We start from the raw sequence: 20,139 nt of genomic DNA, 5'->3' as shown, positions 1-20,139 counted from the left end.
CGGCCCTGTTGGGGCTGTGTGGGCGGTTGAGAGGGCTGCGCCATGAGCGACACCCCGGTCAGGCGATGGAGCACTCTCCCTGGTCGCTCCGGCAACTCGCCGGGATCTCCGCGTCACCGCTCGCGGTGAAGGTGACGACGAATTTCTCACCGGCCCTCAGGCTTTTGCGCGACTCGATCACCAGGTCGCCGTCGACCTGCTCCCAGTCGGCCCCACTCGCCGAGGAGACCTCACCGCTGACCGGCACGCTCACCGTCAGGTTCGCGACGTTCTCGTTCGCGGCGACCACGAGTTCGACGGTGTAGGTCCGCGACCTTTCCCGCACCACGCCGGCGCCGACCGTGATCGCGGCGCCTCCCGCGGCCGGGGGCGCGACGAAGGTCGTCTCACTGGGCGCGGGATCGGGTCCGGCGCTGCTCAGGGGCTGTTCGGCGGGGGCGGGGGTCTGTTCGCCGACGACGAGGGGCTCGGGGGCGGAGCCGGGCTCGTCGGTGGGCGACGAGTCGTCGGGCCGGGCGTCGACGTCCAGGGGCGCGCGGGTGGCCTTCGGCGTCGGCGTGGGCCGGGGGGTGGAGGTGGTGCCTCCGTCCCCCCTGCGGGGGGAGGGCCGGTCAGGTGCGGCTGTGGGCCTCGCCTTCCCGTCCTCGGGCTCCGGAGTCTCGTCGCCCGTCTCCGAGGGCTCGTCGTCCGGCGTCGGTTCCTCGGCGGGCTCCTCGGCGAGGCCGGTGTCGTCCGCCTCCGGTAACGGCTGGTTCGACGCCGCGACGCAACCGGCGGGCGGGCAGTCGGCAGGGCTCTCGGAACCGGCCAGGGCCCGGACGCCGACCACGGTCCCGCCGAGCACCACGGCCACCGCGGCGACGATCAGCAGCGCCTTCCTGACCCGCCCGCCGGCCCCCTCTTCGTCCTCGGGCCACGGGTCGAGCGCGGTGGAGGTCACGGACGTCGCGGACGTGTCGGAAGGCTCGGACTCCGAAGTCCATCCCGATCCCAGGAAACCCGTCCGGGTCTCGGTGCTCACCGACTCCTCGGGACGGAGCCGGCGCCCGAGCGGCTCGTCCCTGGGGCCCGGTTCCGGAGTGGACTCCGGCCTGCGTTTACCCCGGTTCGGGAGAGCCTCTTCCCCATTCGCGCCGTGGCGGCCCATATGGCCCCTTTCTCGAGGGAATCTCGACCGCCCATCTTCATACCAGTTAGATAACCGTTTGTCGCAATTTTCACAAACATCACAGGAAGTGGTACATGTCACTCCCGGAAGTGATCCCAGCCTCCGCGATCAAGCAGAAGGCCCTTGACCTGCACACCTTCCCCCTCGACGACGTGACCCACCACGTTCCAGCCCTCCGGGAGCCGTAGGTGGGCCGGAAAGGTCGCGGCGAGGGCGTGGTCGTCGCCGCCGGAGAGAATCCACTCCAGCGGATCGACGTTGAGCAGCCGGGCGGCCTCCCGCATCGCCGGCGGGACGGCGAACGCCTCCGGGTCGAGGACGAGCGCGGTCCCGGCCGCCGCCGCCACGTGGCCGAGATCCTGGAGCAGGCCGTCGCTCACGTCGAGCATCGCGGTCGCGCCGAGCACGGCGGCCTCCGGGCCCCGTGCGTAGGGGGGCAGCGGACGGCGGTGGGCGTCGATCAACTCCGCCGGTCCTGTCGATCCCGCGCGAAGCAGTGCGAGCCCGGCCGCGGCGTACCCGAGACGGCCCGCGAAGGCGACCACGTCACCGGGCCGGGCCCCCGAGCGCGTGACCGGTGCCCGGCCGCCCAGGTCGCCGAGCGCGGTGACGGCGACCACGACGAGGTCGCAGCGGGTGATGTCGCCGCCCGCCACCGCGGCGCCGACGAGATCACACTCGTCGCGGAAGCCGTCGGTGAGGTCGTCCAGCCAGTCGGTGGTGGCGTCGGCGGGCAGTCCGAGACCGACGACGAGACCGGTGGGATCGGCCCCCATCGCCACGACGTCGGAGAGATTCTGCGCGGCGGCCTTGCGGCCGATGTCGTAGCCACTGGACCAATCGCGGCGAAAGTGCCTACCCTCAATCAATAGGTCGGTCGTGACGACGACCCGTCCGTCGGGAGCGCTCACCACCGCGGCGTCGTCCCCAGGACCGAGCAATACGGTCCTACCTTGTGGCAAACGTCCGGCAATACGTGCAACAACCCCGAATTCGCCGAGATCTCCGACTGTGATGACACACCTCCCGTTCATCACAGGGTACGGTGGCCCTTCGGCACTGATCCAATCGCCCGGGAGGTCGCTATGGTGCAGGCCTACATCCTTATCCAGACCGAGGTCGGCAAGGCCGCGAACGTGGCGTCGGAGATCTCCGGTATCTCAGGTGTCACCCAGGCGGAGGACGTCACCGGGCCGTACGACGTCATCGTGCGCGCCGAGGCCCGCAACGTCGACGAGCTGGGGAAGCTCGTGGTGGCGCAGATCCAGGGTGTGGAGGGGATCACGCGTACGCTGACGTGTCCCATCGTCCACATCTGAGTTCGCGAATCGAGTCGGCGCCCGGTCTCACATCCGGGTTCCCGGCTCCCGCATCCGACCCATGGAACGTGACATGCCACTGCGGTTCGCCCGCCGGACGGCGTGCGCCTGCGCCCTGCTGATCCTGGCGGGCTGCGGCGGCGCCGTCCGGGTCGAGCCACCGACTCCCGAGGGGCCGGCCGCCGCCGCGTGCCGGGCGCTCGCCGAGCGGCTCCCGCGCACGCTCGACGGCGCGGACCGTACGGAGTCCACCCCCGCCTCCCCCTACGTCGCCGTGTGGGGGGAGGCGCGCATCGCCCTGCGCTGCGGAGTGCCGCGACCGGTGAGGATGTCACCGACCGACCAGGTGCCCGAGATCGACGGGGTGGCGTGGTACGCCGACCCGGCCAGGCCGACGCTGTTCACGGCGATCGGCAGGGAGGCCTACGTCGAGGTGACGATCGCGCGGGAGCACACCCCGCAGAACGTGCTGATCGATCTCGCGGCCCCCATCAAGAGCGCCCTACCGCAGACCGGGTGAGCGTTCGAGCGCGAGCTGGATCAGCCGGTCGACCAGCTCGGCGTAGGGCACCCCGGTGGCGGCCCACAGCTGTGGCGCGACCGACATCGAGGTGAACCCCGGCATCGTGTTGATCTCGTTGACGATCAACCGCCCCTCGGGGGTGAAGAAGAAGTCGACCCGGGACAGGCCCTCGCAGCCCAGCGCCTCGAAGGCGCGGACGGCCATCGCACGCAGCTCCTCCGCGGTCTCCTGGGGGATGTCGGCGGGCACGGACAAGGACATGTCGCTCCCGATGTACTTGGCCTCGAAGTCGAAGAACTCGTGGTCCCCGTGGACCAGCACCTCGCCGGGCAGGCTCGCCCTGGGTGCCTCGTCGCCCGGCGACTCCAGCACCGCGCACTCGATCTCGCGGCCCGTGACGGCGGCCTCGACCAGCACCTTGGGGTCGTGCTCGCGGGCGAACTCGATCGCCCGCTCCAGCTCCTCCAGGTTGGCGGCCTTGGAGATGCCCTGGCTGGACCCGGCACGCGCGGGCTTGACGAAGACCGGCCAGCCGAGCTCCTGGACCTCCTTGAGGACCCGGCCGCGGTCGGCCTGCCAGTCGCGGTCGCGGATCGTGACGTACGGGCCGACGGGCAGGCCCGCGGCGGCGAGCACCAGCTTCATGTAGGACTTGTCCATGCCGACCGAACTCGCCAGCACCCCGGAGCCGACGTAGCGGACCCCCGCCATCTCCAGCAGCCCCTGGATCGTGCCGTCCTCGGCGAAGGGGCCGTGCATCACGGGAAAGACGACGTCGACCTGGCCGAGCTCGACGGGAATGCTGCCGGGGTCGTACGCCACCAGCGAGCCGCCGCCCGCCGTCGACGCGGCGAGCGCGAGGGTCGCCCCCGCCGCGTCGACGGCGGGCAGTTCGCCGCTCTCGATCTCGTAGCGCTGCTCCCCCGAGGCGAGCACCCACCGGCCGTCCTGGGCGATCCCGATGGGGACCACCTCGTACTTGGATCTGTCGATGGCCCCCAGCACACTTCCCGCCCCGAGAATGGAGACGGCGTGCTCGGAATTGCGACCGCCGAAGACGACGGCGACCCTCGGTAGAGGTTCGTGCTGCTCACTCATGATGACCGAATCTACCCCCTGTTAGGGGGCAATCCAGCTGTTAGACGCGCCTACCTACCCGATGGGGGTAATGAGTCGAGCGCCTTGGTCACGTCCATGATCAGATCCTCGGCGTCCTCCAGCCCGATGGAGAAGCGCACCGCCGCCGCGTCGACCCCGGATCCCTCACCGAGTCGCCCGTGGGCGGCCGAGGCCACGTGCGCGGCCTTGGTGCGTGTCCCTCCGGCGGAGGTGGCGATCGGGACGAGCTTGAGCGCGTCGGCGAGGGCCACTCCCGCGTCGTAGCCGCCGCGCGGGGTGATCGTCACGCAGGCGCCGTATCTCGTGCCCTCGGGGCCCGAGTCGAACAGGTGCCTGGCGAGCTGGTGGCCGGGGTGTCCCGGCAGTCCCGGGTAGTCGACCCGGCGCACGGCGGGGTGCTTGGCCACGGCGGCGGCGAAGACCATCGCGGTGGAGCACATCCGGCGGACCCGCAGCGTCAGGGTCTCCAGACCCCGGCGGAGCAGGAACGCGTCGTCGGGAGAAAGGGTGCCCCCGGTGTCGATCCTGACCTCGCGCAGCTGGGCGATGAGGTCGGGACGGCCCACCGCCACGCCTCCGGCGCAGTCGTCGTGGCCGCCGAGATACTTGGTCGCGGAGTGGATCACCAGGTCGGCGCCGTGTTCGAGGGGACGGCACACGATCGGGGTCGCGAAGGTGGAGTCGACCACCAGCAGCGCCCCGGCGGCGCGGGCGATCCGGTAGAGGCCCCGGATGTCGGAGACGGCCATGGTGGGGTTGGACAGCGTCTCCGCGTAGATGATCTTCGTGTTGGGTTTGACCGCCGCCCGCACCCGGGACAGCTCGCCGTAGCCGACGAAGTCCGCGCCGACCCCGAACCTGGCCAGCACATTCGTGATCAGCGAGTGGGTCCCGCCGTACAGCGGGGTGGGGGCCACGATGTGCGCGCCCGCGCGCAGGAACGTCATCAGGACCGCGTTGACGGCGGCCATCCCCGAGGCGAACGCCTGGCCCGCCACGTCCTCGGGCGCCGCGGCACCCTCCAGGGAGGCCACCGCCGAGGCGAAGGAGGCGGTGGTGGGGTTGTCGGCCAGGCCGTAGGCGTATCCGGGGCTTTTGTCGTCGAACGCCTCCGCGTACTGGGCGGAGTCACCGAAGTACCACGCGGAACTGCGCCACACGGGAGGGCCGAGCGGGTCCTGCGGCGGCGGCTCGGGAGCGGGCAGGTGCACCGACCGGGTGTTCTCGCCCTTGCGTCTGCGCATCCGTCTGTTCATCGACCACGCCGTCCGTTCACAGGCCGTACCGTTCCGGCTTGGGAGTCCGCGACATCAGCAGCACCGCGGCCTCGCTGGGGGGCATCGCGTCGTGGACGACAGCCACCACCACCTCGGTGATCGGCATCTCCACATCGTGTTTTCTCGCCAGTTCGAGCACCGACTCGCAGGATTTGACCCCCTCGGCGGTCTGTTTCGTGGCGGCGATGACCTCCGTCAGCGTCATGCCTCGCCCAAGATTCTCACCGAAAGTACGGTTCCGGGACAATGGGGAGGTGCAGGTCGCCACCAGATCACCCATGCCCGCGAGGCCCGCGAAGGTGTGCGGGTCCGCGCCGAGCGCCGCGCCGAGCCGGGAGATCTCGGCCAGGCCGCGCGTCATCAGCATCGCCCCGACGTTGTCGCCGAGTCCCATCCCCGCCGAGATGCCCACCGCCAGGGCGATCACGTTCTTCACGGCCCCACCGAGCTCGACCCCGATGACGTCGGGGTTGGTGTACGGGCGAAACCAGGGCGGCAGGTAGCAGGCTTCCTGCAGGCGCTCCATCGCCCGCTCGTCCGTGCAGGCGACCACGGTGGCGGCCGGCTGGCCCCGGACGATCTCACCGGCCAGGTTGGGTCCCGACACCACCGCGACCCGTTCCTCGGGCACCTCGGCGACCTCGCGGATCACCTCGCTCATCCGCTTGGTGGTGCCCAGCTCGATGCCCTTCATCAGGCTGACCAGCACCGCGTCGGGCGGCAGGTGCGGCTTCCAGCGGGTCAGGTTCTCCCTCAGGGTCTGGGAGGGCACCGCGAGCACCACGAAGTCGGCGCCTTCGAGGGCCTCGGCGGGGTCGACGGTCGCGCGCAGGGTCTCGGGCAGCACCGCGCCCGGCAGGTAGTCGGGGTTCTCGTGCCGCCGGTCGATCGCCTCGACGATCTCCGGCTTGCGTCCCCACAGCGTCGTCCGGGTGCCCGCCCCGGCGAGGATCATGCCGAAGGTCGTCCCCCACGAGCCCGTGCCGAACACGGCCGCCTTGGTCATCGGTTCTCCTCGGGCGTGGAAACCTCCGCCTCGGGGCGGGCAGGAAGGCGCGGCGCGGCGCCGTACGGCTCCGCACCGGGTCCGGCGATGACCAGGCCACCACGGGGGTGACCTGCGGCGCCCTCACCACCAGGACGGCGGAGGGGCGAAACGCCTGCGGAGTTGCTGTAGGACCTCAAGGGATTTCTCCTGGCGGGCGACCGGTGGTGAATCAGGAACTCTCACGGGCGACCGTGGGAACCCCCTCCCCTTACGGAGGGGGGATGTCAACACCGTACGCCGAAGTCAGTTGTCGGACGGTCGCCTGAACGGCGTCTCGGGTGCCTTCTCCCCGCGAATCTCGGCCAGCTGGGCCGTGATCGCCGCCATGATGTCGGCGGTCGCCTCGCGCAGGACGTCGGCGGAGGGCGACTCCCCCTCATCTCCCGCGTACTTCGACAGGTCGACCGGCTGCCCCGTCTGCACGCTGAAGGTCCTGCGCGGCAGCAGGCGGGGCCTCTTCGCGCCGTACGGCAGGATCTCCTGGGCTCCCCAGTGGGCGACGGGGATCACCGTCGCGCCGGTCGCCAGCGCGAGCCTGGCCGCGCCGGTCTTGCCCTCCATCGGCCAGAAGTCCGGGTCGCGGGTGCAGGTGCCCTCCGGGTAGAACATCACGCACGCCCCGGCGGCGAGCCGCCGCCGCGACTCCTCCAGCGAGCGCGCCGCGTCGGCGCTCCCCCGGTAGACCGGGATGGCCTGCATCACCCTCACCAGGTGACCGACGAGCGGCACGGAGAAGAGACCCGACTTGGCGAGGATCACCGGCCAGCGGCCGTGGTTGTAGAGGAAGTGCGCGACGAGGATGGGATCCAGCCACGACAGATGGTTGGTCACCATGATGATCCCGCCCGTCCTGGGAAGGCGGTCGCTGCGACGCCAGTCCTTCTTGACCAGGAGCCACGAGATCGGCTTGACGATGACGACGGCGAAGGCCACCCAGAATCGCGAAGGCCATCCGGGGCGTCTCATGGGCTCCTCCATCTGAGCGGGATGCGCCTCAGTCTCCCGGTTCGCTCCGGGGGATGTCGAGGCGGGATGCTTAAGGCTATGTCTGCTTCGGATAGCTCCGGCTGGACCCTCGTCGTCCCGGTCAAGACACTGGTCGCCGCCAAGACCCGCCTGTCGGCCGCGGCGGGCCCGCACCGGGCCGCGCTGGCCGTGGCGATCGCCTGCGACACCGTCGAGGCGGCACTGAGCTGCGCACTCGTCGCGCGGGTGGTCGTGGTGACGGGCGACCCGGTGGCCGCCGAGGCACTCGGCGAGGTCGGCGCGCACGTGGTCGGCGATCCGGAGGCGGGACTGAACGCCGCCCTGCGGCACGGAGCCCTGGAGGCGGCGCGGCTCGCGCCCGGCGACCCCGTCGGCGCCCTCCAGGCCGACCTCCCCGCCCTGCGTCCGGCGGAACTGGCCCGCGTGCTGATCGCCGCCGCGGAGTTCGACCAGGCGTTCCTGCCCGACGCCACCGAGATCGGCACCACCTTCTACGGCGTACGGCCCACGGTGCCGTTCACGCCGGGCTTCGGCGGCGAGTCGCGGGAGCGGCACCTGCGGCGCGGCGCGAAGGAACTCTCCGTGCAGGACGTGGAGTCGGTCCGCCACGACGTGGACACCCCGGACGACCTGCGCCTCGCGCTCGCCCTCGGCGTCGGCCCCCGCACGCTGGCGATGGCGCGGAGGATCTCGGCGTCGAACCGGGACGGCGGTTAGGCTGGACGGATGCAGGCGACGGTGCGGGACTTCGATCCGGCGACCCGGTCGGGGTCGGTCTTCCTGGACGACGGGACCCCGATCCCGTTCGAGGCGGCGGCGTTCGACGCGGGGCCGCTGCGGCTGCTCAGGTCGGGCCAGCGGGTCAACATCGTCATGGACGGCGACGACGTCACCTACGTCACCCTCTCGACCTTTCCGCTGCCCGGATAGTCCGGAAAGACGCCCCTCGCAGCTCGGTCGCGAATCGGCCGCGAAGACGAGGACAGGGCTTCGGGAAAACTCTCGGGCGGGCGGGCCGCCCGGCGGAAAAGCCGGGCGCCCGGACTCCCGTCACGGGAGTCCGGGCGCCCGCGCCCGAGACCTACCGCTTCTTCGCCGACTTCTTGCCGCCGGTGTTGACGAGTTCCTTGAAGTCGGAGCCAGGCCGGAACTTCGGCCCCCAGCTCTCGGCGACGTGAATCTCGGCACCCGTGGAGGGGTTGCGGGCGGTGCGGGCCGGCTTGTGCACCATCTCGAAGGCGCCGAACCCCGTGATCGAGACCTTGTCGCCACTCGCGACGGCGGTCTGGATGGCGTCAAGCACCGCGTTCACGGCCTCGGTGGCCGTCTTCTTGTCGCCCACCCGATCCGCGATGGCGTCGACGAGTTCCTTTTTGTTCATTAAGGTTGCTCCCCCTGCTTACCGATGTCCGGGAGTGGGTCACGAGGCAGAAAACCCGTCTCACCCGATTTGTCACGGCGAGGGGTCTCATCACAGATCTCTCATCAACGATCACGACGAGAAACCCCTTGCCCGCTTGAAATTAGGGGACGGAGCCGTATGACTCAATCACCTTCCGCAATGTTTCCAGTGCTCGGCGTATCCGAAACCACGACATCAATACTGAGAAGGAACAAATCAAGGCGCCCGGCGGCGTGTTCGAGGTCGCGTTTGGCCATATCGCAGATGGAGAGAAGACGCCGGGCGAGACGTTTTCTCTCCTCGGCGGGGACGGGCAGAGACCGGACGTGGCGGTGCGCCTCGCGCAACCGCCACGCCAGCTCGTGTTCTGAACGCGTCAGACGGTCGTCGGCAGCCATGGCTGCCGACCATTCTCGTATGTCCCGATGGCATCGGCGTTGCGCAGGGTCAGCCCGATGTCGTCCAGGCCCTCCATGAGCCGCCAGCGCGTGTAGTCGTCGATCTCGAACGCGACGGTCTCCCCGCCCCAGCGGACCTGGCGCTCCCCCAGGTCCACGGTGATCTCCAGGGTGGGGTCCGCCTCCACCGCGGCCTGCATGGCCTCGACGGTCTCGCCGGGCAGAACGACCGGGAGCAGGCCCATCTTGGTGGAATTATTACGGAAGATGTCGGCGAACCGGGCCGCGATCACGACACGGAAACCGTACTGCTGCAGGGCCCAGACCGCGTGTTCGCGGGAGGAACCGGTGCCGAAGTCGGGTCCGGCGAGCAGGATCGTGGCACCCTCGTGGGCGGGGTTGTTCAGGACGAAGTCGGGGTCCTCGCGCCAGGCGGAGAACAGGCCCTTCTCGAAACCGGTCCGGCTGACCTGCTTGAGCCAGACGGCGGGGATGATCTGGTCGGTGTCCACGTTGCTGCGGCGCAGCGGCACGGCCCGGCCGGTGTGGGTGACGAACGCTTCCATCGCGAGGACTCCTTACAGGTCGGCGGGCGCGGTGAGTTTGCCGGTGACGGCGGTCGCGGCGGCGACCTGCGGGGACACGAGGTGCGTACGGCCGCCCTTGCCCTGACGCCCCTCGAAGTTGCGGTTGGAGGTCGAGGCGCTGCGCTCGCCGGGGGCGAGGGTGTCGGGGTTCATGCCCAGGCACATGGAACAGCCCGCCTCGCGCCATTCGGCGCCCGCGTTCTTGAAGACCTCGTGCAGCCCCTCCTGCTCGGCCTGGAGCTTGACCAGCATCGAGCCGGGCACGATCAGCGTGCGCGTGACGACCTGGCGCCCGCGCAGCACGTCGGCCGCGGCACGCAGGTCCTCCAGGCGCCCGTTGGTGCAGGAGCCCACGAAGACCGTGTCGACCTGCACCTCACGGAGCGGGGTGCCCGCGGTCAGACCCATGTACTCCAGGGCACGGGCGGCGGCGGCCGGGTCGCCGGTGTCCTCCGGGCGCGGCACGGACGTCCCCAGCGGGGCGCCCTGGCCGGGGTTGGTGCCCCAGGTGACGAACGGGGTGAGCGTCGAGGCGTCGATCTCCACGACGGTGTCGAAGACGGCGTCCTCGTCGGTCACCAGCGTCTTCCAGTACGCGACCGCGGCGTCCCAGTCGGCGCCGGAGGGCGCGTGGGGACGGCCCTTGAGGTATTCGAAGGTGGTCTCGTCGGGGGCGATCAGGCCCGCGCGGGCGCCCGCCTCGATGGACATGTTGCAGACGGTCATCCGGCCCTCCATGGAGAGCCTGCGGATCGCCTCACCGCGGTATTCGACGATGTAGCCCTGGCCGCCACCGGTGCCGATCTTGGCGATGATCGCGAGGATCAGGTCCTTCGCCGTGACGCCGGTCGGCAGCTCGCCGGAGACCTCGATCGCCATCGTCTTCGGCCGGTAGGCGGGCAGCGTCTGGGTGGCCAGCACGTGCTCGACCTCGGAGGTGCCGATGCCGAACGCGATGCCGCCGAAGGCGCCGTGGGTGGAGGTGTGAGAATCACCACACACGATCGTCATGCCGGGCTGGGTCAGACCGAACTGCGGGCCGATGATGTGGACCACGCCCTGCCCCGCGTCGCCCATCGGATACAGCCGGACACCGAACTCCGCGCAGTTCTTGCGCAGCGTCTCGACCTGCACCCGCGACACCGGGTCGTCGATGGGACCGCGCACGGTCGGGACGTTGTGGTCCTCGGTGGCGATGGTGAGCTCGGGACGCCGGATGGGGCGATTGGCCATGCGCAGGCCGTCGAACGCCTGCGGACTCGTCACCTCGTGAATGAGGTGCAGGTCAATGTAGAGCAGGTCGGGTTCTCCCTCGGCACGTCGTACTACGTGCTGCTCCCATACCTTCTCCGCGAGCGTGCGGCCCATGTCGCCTCCTTGCGATCGGCTGTCCCACTCCCACTTGCTTTCTCATATGTCGAGACTGCAGTATCGGTGTATGGACAACTCTAGCGGAGTCGGCGTACTGGACAAGGCCGTCCTCGTGCTCAATGCCCTCGAAGCGGGACCGGCGTCCCTCGCCCAGCTCGTTCAGGCCACCGGCCTGGCCCGGCCGACCGCCCATCGGCTCGCCGTCGCGCTGGAGCACCACCGCATCGTCTCCCGCGACACACAGGGCAGGTTCGTGCTGGGCCCGCGCCTGTCCGAGTTGTCCACGGCCGCCGGTGAGGACCGGCTGCTCGCCGTCGCCTCCCCGATTCTCACCCAGCTGAGGGACCTGACCGGCGAGAGCGCGCAGCTTTACCGCCGCCAGGGTGACGAGCGGGTCTGCGTGGCCGCCGCCGAGCGTGCCAGCGGGCTGCGCGACACCGTGCCCGTCGGCTCGGCCCTGCCGATGCTCGCCGGTTCCGCCGCGCAGATCCTGCTCGCCTGGGAGGAGCCCGACCGCCTGCACCGGGGACTGCGCGGGGCCAAGTTCACCGCCGCCACGCTGGCGAGCGTACGGCGCAGGGGCTGGGCGCACAGCGTCGGCGAGCGCGAGCAGGGCGTGGCCAGCGTCTCGGCGCCGATCAGGGGCGCGGGCGGCAAGGTGGTCGCCGCGGTCTCGGTCTCCGGCCCGATCGAGCGCCTGACCCGCACCCCCGGCCGCCTCCACGCCGCCCCCGTGGTCACCGCCGCCGAGCGGATCACCGAGTCGATGCGCCGCGCCAACTGAGGGCGAGCGGATCACCGCCGTTCGCCGCGGTGAGGGCGGTTTCGGCCCTCGACGGCCGGATCGCGGGACCGGAGACCGGGCCCGGGCCGCGCGCCGGTTGACACCCGCCGACCGGCGGGCGATATGAGGAGGCGAGCACCCCCGCGGCCCCCTAGGCTGGGAAGGTGACAGATCGCATCGAGGCAGCCGCGGCTGAACTGCGTCCCCTGCTCCAAAACTTCATCCTCTGGGCGCGTGAGAACGCGCCCGGCAGCGATTCCAACCTGGTGGGCTCCGTCGCCCTGTGGCACCGCCTGATCGCCTCCGACGACGTCGGCCGGTGGAAGCAGTCCGACCTGCGCACGGTGCTCCTCGATCGGATGCCCCAGGTCGTCGAGGATCCCGACGCCGCCGCCGACGGCATGGTGCCCGCGATCCGCGCCTACCTGACCTTCCTGTCGGAGTCCGACCGCCTCACCAAGGGCTCGGCCTCGCTGAGCGACCTGCTCTCCGAGCTCGACCGCCTCGAAGACGATTTCGTCGACGCCATGGAGGAGCTCGTCGTCGAGGAGGACGAGGACGAGGAGTACGACGAGGAGGAGTCCGAAGGGCTCGGCGACTTCGAGCCGTTCGCCGACGAGCTCTCCGAGCTGCCGACGATCAGGCTCCGGCCCGACAGCGAGCTGGCCGCGGCCACCCGCGAGGCGACCCTGATCACCAAGGCCCGCGACCTCGCGGTCTGGGTCGGCTCCGAGCGCCGGGTGGGCGAGACTAGCCTGCTCGACGACACCGAGATCACCGAGGCCCTCGCGGTCCTCGGGCTCCCGGTCCCGGAGAAGCCCGGCGCCTCGCTCGCCGACTCCGTCCCCGCGCTCTGGAACATCTGGAACCTCGCGATCGACCTCGACTTCCTCCAGCCCGAGGGGGAGGACACCGTGAGTGTCGACGCCGACACCGCGGAGTGGCCCTTCGAGGAGGACGACGACGCCCTCGACGCGTGGATGGCGGGCCTGCACTCCATCGACTACGGCGACCCCGAGCTGGAGGACGAGGAGGCCACGATCGCCCTGTCCGGGCTGACCAGGGCGCTGCTGGTCCGGGTGCTGCTGGCGACGGGCTCGAAGCCGTTGGCCGAGCTGCGCACCGAGCTGGCCGAGGCCGCCGCCGAGTACGACGACCTGGGCGCCGACGCCTGGGCCGACGCCACCGCGCAGTACGGCGACCCGCTCAACCCCGTGCTCGACTGGCTGATCGGATACGGCATGGTCGAGGTCGAGCACGACCAGGTGCGGCTCACGCCGCTCGGTATGGAAGGCGTGGTCCACCTCGTGGACGACGCCGACATCGAGCTGGACGCCCGGCCGGCCATCGACGCGATGACGGCTCTCGACCTGCTCTCCTTCGGCGCCGAGCTTCCCGAGGAGGAGGCGGACGCCGAGTTCGCGGCCTGGATGGAGCTGCGCGCCCCCGAGCAGGCCGCCAGGGACCTGCTGGAGGCCGCGGCCGAGGACGACGCGGACGCGCTGATCCGGGTCCAGGCGGCCAGCATGGTCGGCTCGCTCGGTGACGTGGCCGTGCCCGCGTGGCGGGAGGCCCTCGACGAGCCGTCCCTGCGCCCGTACGCGGCCACCCACCTCGCCCAGCTGGGCGTCGAGGACGCCCCCACGCCCACCCAGGCCGACACCCACTGGCTCATCCTCGACATGCTGACCATCTCCGCGGGTCTCGGCCGCCCGGAGTTCGTCAGCAGCCTTGACGACATCGGCAACGTGCCGAATCTCGTCAGCCTGCTCGAAGTGATCTGGAAGGTGCCGCACCCGCATCTTGAGGAGCTGCTGGAGGCGATCGGCAAGGCACACCCGGACAAGCAGGTGGGCAAGGCCGCCAAGCGGGCCCTCTTCAAGGCCCGCTCCGGGCAGAACTAACCCCACGTTCCCGAAGACCGGGCTCCAGGCTCCGTTTCGGAGCCTGGAGCCCGGTCTCGTTCTCCGAGGCTCTCAAAGCCTCCAGGGGCCGGCCCCGTTCCCGGGGCCCGGATGACCGAGGGCCGGGAGCGGGCCCGGGAAGATGACCGAGGGCCGGGAGCGGGCCCGGGAATCCGTGAGGTAAATCGAGCGGGGCGGCGAGATGGTCGCCGTGCACGCTCGCGAGCGGGTGCGTGGGAAATTCGAGAAATCCGGAAATGCAAAAACCCCGGAAGCGGTCGCTTCCGGGGTTCGTGATGTAGCCCCGACCGGATTCGAACCGGCGCTACCGCCTTGAGAGGGCGGCGTCCTAGGCCACTAGACGACGGAGCCTTGCGAGAGACAGTGGTAGTCCCGACCGGATTCGAACCGGCGCTACCGCCTTGAGAGGGCGGCGTCCTAGGCCACTAGACGACGGGACCCTACACACTGTCATCGGATTCGGAGGGGACCGAACCCGCAACATCTTCCTGAGAAGATGCAGCTGGGGTACCAGGACTCGAACCTAGAACAACTGAACCAGAATCAGCCGTGTTGCCAATTACACCATACCCCACCGCACTGGACTCCCTTGCGGGGCTCCCTGGCGACTCCGAAAGAATAGCCCAGGTTGGGGGTCAAGACCAAAACGATTGCCGTAGGCCCAATCGCGGTATCACCGGGCTGTCGCCACGAAGGTCCACCGTGTAACGCTGCTGGGGAGATCCAGCCGCATGTGAGGAGTTTCCACCTTGACCGACAACCCGTTCTTCACCCCCAGCGAGCTGCCCTACGGGCTGCCGCCGTTCGCCCTGGTCAGGGAGGAGCACTACCTTCCCGCCTTCGAGCGCGGCATGGCCGACCAACTGCGTGAGGTGCGGGAGATCACCGAGAATCCGGAGGCCCCGACGTTCGCCAACACGATCGAGGCCCTGGAGCTCTCGGGACGCATCCTCCATCGGACCGTGGTCGTTTTCTCCAGCCTCTCCGCCTCGGACGCGACCGACGGCATCCGGGAGATCGAGACCCAGATCTCCCCCAGGCTCACCCAGCACGCCGACTCCATCCGTCTGAACCGCTCCCTGTACGCCCGGATCAAGCAGGTGACCACCGACGACGCAGAGGAGGCGTGGCTGCTGGAGAAATACCGCGTCGACTTCGTCAGGTCCGGAGCCGACCTGTCCGAGGCCGACCAGGAGCGTCTCAGGGAGCTCAACGAGGAGCTGACCAAGCTCTCCACGACCTTCACCCAGAACCTTCTCGCGGCCTCCACGGACTCGGCGCTCGTCGTCGAGGACGCCACACTGCTGGACGGGCTCTCCGAGAGCGCGATCAAGGCGATCGAGAAGGACGGCTCGTACGTCCTGGCGCTGTTCAACCACACCAACCAGCCCGCCCTCGCTGAGCTGACCAACAGGGAGACCCGCAGAAGGCTGTACGAGCTGTCCACGGGCCGGGCTCCTGAGAACTTCGAGCTGGCGGCCAGGATGGCGACGCTCCGCGCCGAGCGGGCGGCGCTGCTCGGCTACCCCAGCCACGCCGCCTACTCCGTCGCCGACCAGACGGCCAAGACCACCGAGGCCGTCGAGGAGATGCTCGACAAGCTGGTGGGACCCGCGGTGGCCAACGCCCGCCGGGAGGCCGAGGCGCTGAGCGAGCAGGCCGGCTTCCCCATCGAGCCGTGGGACTGGTCCTTCTACGCGGAGCGGGTGCGCAAGGCCAGGTACGACTTCGACGGCGCCGACCTGCGTCCGTACTTCGAGTTGGACCGGGTGCTGCGCGACGGCGTCTTCCACGCGGCGGGCGAGCTGTACGGGGTCGTCTTCTCCGAGCGGGACGACCTGGCCGGATACCACCCGGACGTGCGGGTCTTCGAGGTGTTCGAGGCCGACGGCTCGCCGCTCGGGCTGTTCCTGTTCGACCCGTACGCCCGGCCTACCAAACGCGGCGGCGCCTGGATGAACGCCCTGGTCGAGCAGTCGCACCTGTTCGGCGAACGGCCCGTGGTGATGAACAACCTCAACATCACCAAGCCCACCGAGGGGCCGACGCTGCTCACGTTCGACGAGGTCAACACCGCCTTCCACGAGTTCGGCCACGCCCTGCACGGCCTCTTCTCCGACGTGCGCTTCCCCCGGGTCTCCGGCACGGCGGTGCCGCGCGACTTCGTGGAGTATCCCTCGCAGGTCAACGAGATGTGGGCCACCTGGCCGTCGATCCTCGCCAACTTCGCCAGGCACCACGAGACCGGTGAGCCCGTGCCCGCCGAGCTCCTGGAGAAGATGAAGGCCGCCGAGAAGTTCAACCAGGGCTTCGCCACCGTCGAGTATCTCGCGGCGACGCTGCTCGACTGGTCCTGGCACAAGCTGGCGGCGGGCGAGAGCGTCGAGGACGCCGAGGCGTTCGAGAACGCGGCCCTGGAGCGCAACGGGATCGCCTTCGAGCTGGTCAGGCCCCGCTACCGGACCAACTACTTCGCCCACATCTTCTTCAGTGGGGTGGGCGGTTACAGCGCCGGCTACTACTCCTACATCTGGAGTGAGGTGCTCGACGCCGAGAGCGTCGACTGGTTCAAGGAGAACGGCGGCCTGGAACGCGGGAACGGCGATCACTTCCGCTCCACCCTGCTGTCGGTCGGCGGTTCGCGGGACGTGATGGACGCCTTCCGCGACTTCCGTGGGCGCGACCCGCGCATCGAGCCCCTGCTGAAGCGCCGCGGACTGCTGGCCCCGTAACCGGTCCCTCGGGAAGCTCCGCCGTCGGCCCCCTCACCCCGTGCGGCGTCCGCGTCGCGGAGGTTCCTCAAGGATCACCCGAGGTCCTCGAGAGGGCTTCGAGGGGATGACCTGCCGGTTTATGCTTCGGCGCAGCGCCGGGGTGTGGCTTCCCACACCCCGGCCGGGACCACAGACCCAATGCGCGAGAACGCGGACGACGGGCATCGTGGACGCCATGAGACGACTACAGCGAAGGACGGGCGTCGTGCTCGTCGCCGGTCTGGCAGGCGCCCTTCTGCTGGGAACGGCGACCCCGGTGACGGCACAGCAGAAGCCTGCGGGGACACCGCGGGCCACCCCCGCCGTCTCGACCGCCCCCGCCGGTACGGGCGGGCCGGGCGGGGATGTGAAGGTGCGCACCGACGCCGGCTGGGTGAAGGGTGTGAAGGCCGGAGATCACCGGCTCTTTCAGGGCATCCCGTACGCCGCGCCGCCGGTCGGGGAACTGCGCTGGCGATCACCGCGGGCCGTCACCCCGTGGCAGGGGGTGCGCGACGCCACCGCGCCCGGCAACCGGTGCGCGCAGACCGCCGACGTCTGGGGACTGCCGGGAAGCGAGGCGGAGGACTGCCTCTACCTCAATGTGACCGCGCCGGCGTCGAGCGGCGGGAAACGCCCCAAGCCCGTCATGGTGTGGCTGCACGGCGGGAGCCTGACGAAGGGGGCCGGCAGCGACTACGACGCCCGCAGGCTGGCCGTGCGGGGCGACGTCGTGGTGGTGACGGTGAACTACCGGTTGGGGATCTTCGGGTTCTTCGGGTATCCCGGGCTCGAGAACTCGGGGGCGTTCGGGATCGAGGACCAGCAGGCGGCCCTGCACTGGGTGCGGCGCAACGCGGCGGCCTTCGGCGGCGACCCGCGCAACGTCACCCTGGCCGGTGAGTCCGCGGGGTCGCACTCGGTGTGCGCGCAGCTCGCCTCCCCCACGGCGGCCGGGCTGTTCCACCGGGCGATCACCCAGAGCTCCCCGTGCGACGCGGGAGGCTTCGAGGGGACTCCGCTGAGGCCGGTCCTGGACGTGCCCCTCTGGGTGCCCCGAGCCTCCCACGAGGGCTACGGACAGTTCCTCGCCACCGGGCTGGGGTGCGCCGACCCTGCGACCGCGCTCGCCTGCCTACGGGGCAGGCCGGTGGCCGACCTGCTCGCCCAGGAGTCCCTCCCGCTGCCGGGGTACGGCAACGCGGTGCTGCCCGAGGACCCCGCGAAGGTGTTCCAGGAGGGCCGATTCCACCGGGTGCCGGTACTGACGGGCATCACCCGGGACGAGGGCACGCTGTTCACCTCGCTGATATTCCCGCCGATGACGGCCGCCGAGTACGAGACCGCCGTCAACGACAGGTACGGCGCCGCGGGACCCGACATCCTGGCTCGTTACCCGCTGAGCGCCCACGGCGGCTCGCCCCTCCAGGCGGTCTCGGCCGTCATGAGCGATCTCGACTGGGCGTGGCCGGCGCGCGACACCGACCTGCTGCTCGCCCGGCACGTGCCGACCTTCTCCTACGAGTTCACCGACCGTACGGCTCCCGAGCTCTTCCCGTTGCCCAACGGGATCAGGCCGCTCGCCTCGCACGGCTCCGAGCTGTCGTTCCTCTTCGGGGTCGGCTGGGAGTCCGCCCCGCTCACCCCCGCGCAGCGGCGACTCGGGGACACGATGATCGACTACTGGTCGCGGTTCGCCGCCGTCGGCGACCCGAACCGGCCGGGACTGCCCGTCTGGAAGCGTGTGCGTCCCGGACAGGGCACGCCGTACGTGCAGGAGCTGTCCCCGGGACAGGGCGGTATCAAGCCCTTCGACCGCGCCTCAGCCCACAACCTCGGCTTCTGGGACGAGCTCGCCGGGCGGGGCACGGAACGGGGACGTCCTTCGGGCTCCCCGTCCTGAGATCCTTCCCGTGACCGCGGTCGCGGGGAACCGGCGAGAGAAAGCGGCGGCCCGCCCCGGGCAGAGACCGGGGCGGGCCATCAGCCTTTTCAGGCCGGGCAGGCCGGAAGCCTTTCCAGAGCCTCGGGCCCGGCCGGGCCCGGGGCCTCATTCTCTTCCGGGTCCCTCAAAGCCTCGGGTCGGCTGCGAAAGCCCGTCCGAAGCCGCGAAGCCCGATCAGGCCTGGAGCCTCGCGAGGGCGGCGCGGAGACGCTCGATGGAGCGCTCACGGCCGAGGACCTCGATCGACTCGAACAACGGCAGGCCCACGGTCCGGCCGGTGACGGCGACGCGCACGGGAGCCTGGGCCTTGCCGAGCTTGAGGCCCTGTTCGAGGCCGACCTCCTCCAGCGCGGTCTTCAGCGACTCGGGATCCATGTCGACCGTCTCCATGCGGGCGAGATAGCCGGTGAGGATCTCCGCGGCGGAGTTCTTCATCGCCTTGTCCCACGAGGCCTGGTCGAAGACGGGCTCGTCGAGGAAGAGGAAGTCGACGTTCGCCGTGATCTCGGACAGGACCGCGATGCGGGTCTGGGCGAGCTCGGCGACCTTGGCGAAGGTCTCGCGGTCCCAGCCCGGCTCCAGCCACGGCTCGCATCGGGCGACGAACTCCTCCAGGGGCAGCGCCCGGATGTACTCACCGTTGAACGCGCGGAGCTTCTTCTCGTCGAAGAACGCCGGGGAGGGGTTGACGTCCTCCAGCTTGAACAACGGCACCATCTCCGACCAGGGCATGATCTCCCGGTCGTCGCCGGGGCCCCAGCCGAGCAACATCAGGTAGTTGACCATCGCCTCGGCCAGGTAGCCCTCCTCGCGGTAGGACTCCAGGGCGACCTTGTCGCGTCGCTTGGAGAGCTTCTGGCGCTTCTCGTTGACGATGACCGGCACGTGCGCCCAGGTGGGCGGGGTGTTGCCGAGCGCCTCCCAGAGCAGCTGCTGCTTGGGCGTGTTGGACAGGTGCTCCTCGGCCCGGACCACGTGGCTGATCCGCATCTCGACGTCGTCGATGACGTTGGCCAGCACGAACAGCGGGGATCCGTCGCCACGCGCGATGACGAAGTCCTCCATCGCGTTGTTGGGGAACTCGACGGTGCCGCGGACCAGGTCCTGGATCACGGTGACACCCTCGTCGGGGGTGCGGAAGCGGACCGCGCCCTCGCTCAGGCCACGGTCGCGGCAGAAGCCGTCGTAGCCCTGGTGCTCGGAGCCCGTGCGCGCCTTCACCTCGTCGCGGGTGCAGGTGCAGTAGTAGGCCCGGCCGCCGGCGACGAGCTTGGCCACGGCCTCGCGGTGCTGCTCCTCGTACGACGACTGGAAGTAGGGGCCCTCGAAGGCCTGGCTGTCGTCGTTGACGCCGATCCAGGCGAGCGCCGAGATGATGCCCTCGGTCCATTCGGGCCGATTGCGCGCGGCGTCGGTGTCCTCGATGCGCAGCACGAATTTTCCGCCGGTCTGCTCGGCCAGGGCCCAGTTGAACAGCGCGGAGCGGGCGCCGCCGACATGGAACATGCCGGTCGGCGAGGGGGCGAAACGAAC

The 20,139-nt window shown here is 70.3% G+C and carries 19 protein-coding genes and 3 tRNA genes; 8 read left to right on the top strand and 14 right to left on the bottom strand.

What is annotated here, in order from left to right; all coding sequences use genetic code 11:
* Positions 1–58: 58 nt before the first annotated feature.
* Entirely contained in the window at positions 59–1,021 is a 963-nt protein-coding gene (locus tag ABZ664_RS13555; RefSeq protein WP_362507884.1) for a hypothetical protein, read from the bottom strand.
* Positions 1,022–1,245: 224 nt separating this feature from the next.
* Positions 1,246–2,202 (bottom strand): thiamine-phosphate kinase, encoded by a 957-nt coding sequence (locus ABZ664_RS13550; RefSeq protein WP_362507881.1) that lies wholly within the window; start codon positions 2,200–2,202, stop codon positions 1,246–1,248.
* A gap of 51 nt (positions 2,203–2,253) precedes the next feature.
* On the opposite strand from ABZ664_RS13550, the gene ABZ664_RS13545 reads away from it, so the two are divergent.
* Together ABZ664_RS13545 and ABZ664_RS13540 are read left to right on the top strand one after the other, a co-directional pair.
* The gene (locus tag ABZ664_RS13545) at positions 2,254–2,487 is read left to right on the top strand and encodes an Lrp/AsnC ligand binding domain-containing protein (protein ID WP_350949356.1); all 234 of its coding nucleotides are present in this window, start codon (positions 2,254–2,256) and stop codon (positions 2,485–2,487) included.
* A gap of 73 nt (positions 2,488–2,560) precedes the next feature.
* Entirely contained in the window at positions 2,561–3,007 is a 447-nt protein-coding gene (locus ABZ664_RS13540) for a DUF3515 family protein (protein WP_362507877.1), read from the top strand.
* Here the strand turns inward: ABZ664_RS13540 and ABZ664_RS13535 are convergent.
* The 4 genes from ABZ664_RS13535 to ABZ664_RS13520 all read right to left on the bottom strand — a co-directional run bounded on the left by ABZ664_RS13535 (position 2,990) and on the right by ABZ664_RS13520 (position 7,420).
* A complete protein-coding gene (locus ABZ664_RS13535) occupies positions 2,990–4,108 on the bottom strand; it encodes a D-alanine--D-alanine ligase family protein (RefSeq protein WP_362507874.1) in 1,119 nt (372 codons plus the stop codon). The two genes, ABZ664_RS13540 and ABZ664_RS13535, sit on opposite strands and share 18 nt — an antisense overlap.
* A 50-nt stretch (positions 4,109–4,158) precedes the next feature.
* Positions 4,159–5,373, bottom strand: coding sequence for an aminotransferase class I/II-fold pyridoxal phosphate-dependent enzyme (locus tag ABZ664_RS13530; RefSeq protein ID WP_362507871.1), 1,215 nt, complete (start codon positions 5,371–5,373; stop codon positions 4,159–4,161).
* A gap of 28 nt (positions 5,374–5,401) precedes the next feature.
* A complete protein-coding gene (locus ABZ664_RS13525) occupies positions 5,402–6,412 on the bottom strand; it encodes an NAD(P)H-dependent glycerol-3-phosphate dehydrogenase (protein ID WP_362507868.1) in 1,011 nt (336 codons plus the stop codon).
* Between the two features lie 285 nt (positions 6,413–6,697).
* On the bottom strand, positions 6,698–7,420 hold the full coding sequence (locus ABZ664_RS13520) for a lysophospholipid acyltransferase family protein (protein ID WP_362507865.1): 723 nt from the start codon (positions 7,418–7,420) through the stop codon (positions 6,698–6,700).
* A 66-nt stretch (positions 7,421–7,486) separates the two neighbouring features.
* Here ABZ664_RS13520 and cofC point away from each other — a divergent pair, with 66 nt between their 5' ends.
* Entirely contained in the window at positions 7,487–8,158 is a 672-nt protein-coding gene (gene cofC, locus ABZ664_RS13515; RefSeq protein WP_362507862.1) for a 2-phospho-L-lactate guanylyltransferase, read from the top strand.
* A gap of 9 nt (positions 8,159–8,167) precedes the next feature.
* The gene (locus tag ABZ664_RS13510) at positions 8,168–8,371 is read left to right on the top strand and encodes a hypothetical protein (RefSeq protein ID WP_362507859.1); all 204 of its coding nucleotides are present in this window, start codon (positions 8,168–8,170) and stop codon (positions 8,369–8,371) included.
* 151 nt (positions 8,372–8,522) lie between these two features.
* Here ABZ664_RS13510 and ABZ664_RS13505 read toward each other — a convergent pair whose 3' ends face one another.
* The 4 genes from ABZ664_RS13505 to leuC all read right to left on the bottom strand — a co-directional run bounded on the left by ABZ664_RS13505 (position 8,523) and on the right by leuC (position 11,196).
* Complete coding sequence (locus tag ABZ664_RS13505; RefSeq protein ID WP_362507856.1) at positions 8,523–8,822, bottom strand: HU family DNA-binding protein; 300 nt, start codon at positions 8,820–8,822, stop codon at positions 8,523–8,525.
* A gap of 164 nt (positions 8,823–8,986) precedes the next feature.
* Positions 8,987–9,241: a hypothetical protein gene (locus tag ABZ664_RS13500; RefSeq protein WP_362507853.1), complete on the bottom strand. Its 255-nt coding sequence runs from the start codon at positions 9,239–9,241 to the stop codon at positions 8,987–8,989.
* Positions 9,220–9,807, bottom strand: coding sequence for a 3-isopropylmalate dehydratase small subunit (gene leuD / locus ABZ664_RS13495; protein ID WP_362507850.1), 588 nt, complete (start codon positions 9,805–9,807; stop codon positions 9,220–9,222). The genes ABZ664_RS13500 and leuD overlap by 22 nt, the downstream gene beginning before the upstream one ends.
* Positions 9,808–9,819: 12 nt before the next feature.
* Positions 9,820–11,196 (bottom strand): 3-isopropylmalate dehydratase large subunit, encoded by a 1,377-nt coding sequence (leuC, locus tag ABZ664_RS13490; protein WP_362507847.1) that lies wholly within the window; start codon positions 11,194–11,196, stop codon positions 9,820–9,822.
* Between the two features lie 70 nt (positions 11,197–11,266).
* On the opposite strand from leuC, the gene ABZ664_RS13485 reads away from it, so the two are divergent.
* Together ABZ664_RS13485 and ABZ664_RS13480 are read left to right on the top strand one after the other, a co-directional pair.
* Positions 11,267–11,983: an IclR family transcriptional regulator gene (locus tag ABZ664_RS13485; RefSeq protein WP_350949369.1), complete on the top strand. Its 717-nt coding sequence runs from the start codon at positions 11,267–11,269 to the stop codon at positions 11,981–11,983.
* A gap of 164 nt (positions 11,984–12,147) precedes the next feature.
* Positions 12,148–13,887, top strand: coding sequence for a hypothetical protein (locus ABZ664_RS13480; RefSeq protein ID WP_362507844.1), 1,740 nt, complete (start codon positions 12,148–12,150; stop codon positions 13,885–13,887).
* A gap of 299 nt (positions 13,888–14,186) precedes the next feature.
* Here ABZ664_RS13480 and ABZ664_RS13475 read toward each other — a convergent pair.
* The 3 genes from ABZ664_RS13475 to ABZ664_RS13465 all read right to left on the bottom strand — a co-directional run bounded on the left by ABZ664_RS13475 (position 14,187) and on the right by ABZ664_RS13465 (position 14,482).
* Positions 14,187–14,259, bottom strand: a tRNA-Glu gene (locus tag ABZ664_RS13475).
* A gap of 13 nt (positions 14,260–14,272) precedes the next feature.
* Positions 14,273–14,348 (bottom strand) — tRNA-Glu (locus ABZ664_RS13470).
* 62 nt (positions 14,349–14,410) lie between these two features.
* A tRNA-Gln gene (locus tag ABZ664_RS13465) sits at positions 14,411–14,482 on the bottom strand.
* A gap of 175 nt (positions 14,483–14,657) precedes the next feature.
* Here ABZ664_RS13465 and ABZ664_RS13460 point away from each other — a divergent pair.
* Positions 14,658–16,640, top strand: coding sequence for a M3 family metallopeptidase (locus ABZ664_RS13460; RefSeq protein ID WP_362507841.1), 1,983 nt, complete (start codon positions 14,658–14,660; stop codon positions 16,638–16,640).
* A 217-nt stretch (positions 16,641–16,857) separates the two neighbouring features.
* Positions 16,858–18,564, top strand: a complete 1,707-nt coding sequence (locus ABZ664_RS13455) for a carboxylesterase family protein (RefSeq protein ID WP_362507838.1) — start codon at positions 16,858–16,860, stop codon at positions 18,562–18,564.
* Positions 18,565–18,780: 216 nt separating this feature from the next.
* On the opposite strand, the gene gltX is transcribed toward ABZ664_RS13455, so the two are convergent.
* Positions 18,781–20,112: a glutamate--tRNA ligase gene (gene gltX / locus ABZ664_RS13450; RefSeq protein ID WP_362508261.1), complete on the bottom strand. Its 1,332-nt coding sequence runs from the start codon at positions 20,110–20,112 to the stop codon at positions 18,781–18,783.
* Positions 20,113–20,139: the final 27 nt, after the last annotated feature.

The organism is Streptosporangium sp. NPDC006930 (assembly GCF_040635605.1).
Classification (GTDB): Bacteria; Actinomycetota; Actinomycetes; order Streptosporangiales; family Streptosporangiaceae; genus Streptosporangium.
The sequence above is the reverse complement of the archived record's forward strand: the minus strand, read 5'-3'. Positions and strand labels throughout refer to the sequence as shown.

Excerpts from the sequence above, each read along its gene's own strand:
- ABZ664_RS13550 (WP_362507881.1), bottom strand. The coding sequence starts at position 2,202 with ATGAACGGGAGGTGTGTCATCACAGTCGGAGATCTCGGCGAATTCGGG.
- ABZ664_RS13545 (WP_350949356.1), top strand. The coding sequence starts at position 2,254 with ATGGTGCAGGCCTACATCCTTATCCAGACCGAGGTCGGCAAGGCCGCG.
- ABZ664_RS13540 (WP_362507877.1), top strand. The coding sequence starts at position 2,561 with ATGCCACTGCGGTTCGCCCGCCGGACGGCGTGCGCCTGCGCCCTGCTG.
- ABZ664_RS13535 (WP_362507874.1), bottom strand. The coding sequence starts at position 4,108 with ATGAGTGAGCAGCACGAACCTCTACCGAGGGTCGCCGTCGTCTTCGGC.
- ABZ664_RS13530 (WP_362507871.1), bottom strand. The coding sequence starts at position 5,373 with ATGCGCAGACGCAAGGGCGAGAACACCCGGTCGGTGCACCTGCCCGCT.
- ABZ664_RS13525 (WP_362507868.1), bottom strand. The coding sequence starts at position 6,412 with ATGACCAAGGCGGCCGTGTTCGGCACGGGCTCGTGGGGGACGACCTTC.
- ABZ664_RS13520 (WP_362507865.1), bottom strand. The coding sequence starts at position 7,420 with ATGAGACGCCCCGGATGGCCTTCGCGATTCTGGGTGGCCTTCGCCGTC.
- cofC (WP_362507862.1), top strand. The coding sequence starts at position 7,487 with ATGCTTAAGGCTATGTCTGCTTCGGATAGCTCCGGCTGGACCCTCGTC.
- ABZ664_RS13510 (WP_362507859.1), top strand. The coding sequence starts at position 8,168 with ATGCAGGCGACGGTGCGGGACTTCGATCCGGCGACCCGGTCGGGGTCG.
- ABZ664_RS13505 (WP_362507856.1), bottom strand. The coding sequence starts at position 8,822 with ATGAACAAAAAGGAACTCGTCGACGCCATCGCGGATCGGGTGGGCGAC.
- ABZ664_RS13500 (WP_362507853.1), bottom strand. The coding sequence starts at position 9,241 with ATGGCTGCCGACGACCGTCTGACGCGTTCAGAACACGAGCTGGCGTGG.
- leuD (WP_362507850.1), bottom strand. The coding sequence starts at position 9,807 with ATGGAAGCGTTCGTCACCCACACCGGCCGGGCCGTGCCGCTGCGCCGC.
- leuC (WP_362507847.1), bottom strand. The coding sequence starts at position 11,196 with ATGGGCCGCACGCTCGCGGAGAAGGTATGGGAGCAGCACGTAGTACGA.
- ABZ664_RS13485 (WP_350949369.1), top strand. The coding sequence starts at position 11,267 with ATGGACAACTCTAGCGGAGTCGGCGTACTGGACAAGGCCGTCCTCGTG.
- ABZ664_RS13455 (WP_362507838.1), top strand. The coding sequence starts at position 16,858 with ATGAGACGACTACAGCGAAGGACGGGCGTCGTGCTCGTCGCCGGTCTG.
- gltX (WP_362508261.1), bottom strand. The coding sequence starts at position 20,112 with ATGTTCCATGTCGGCGGCGCCCGCTCCGCGCTGTTCAACTGGGCCCTG.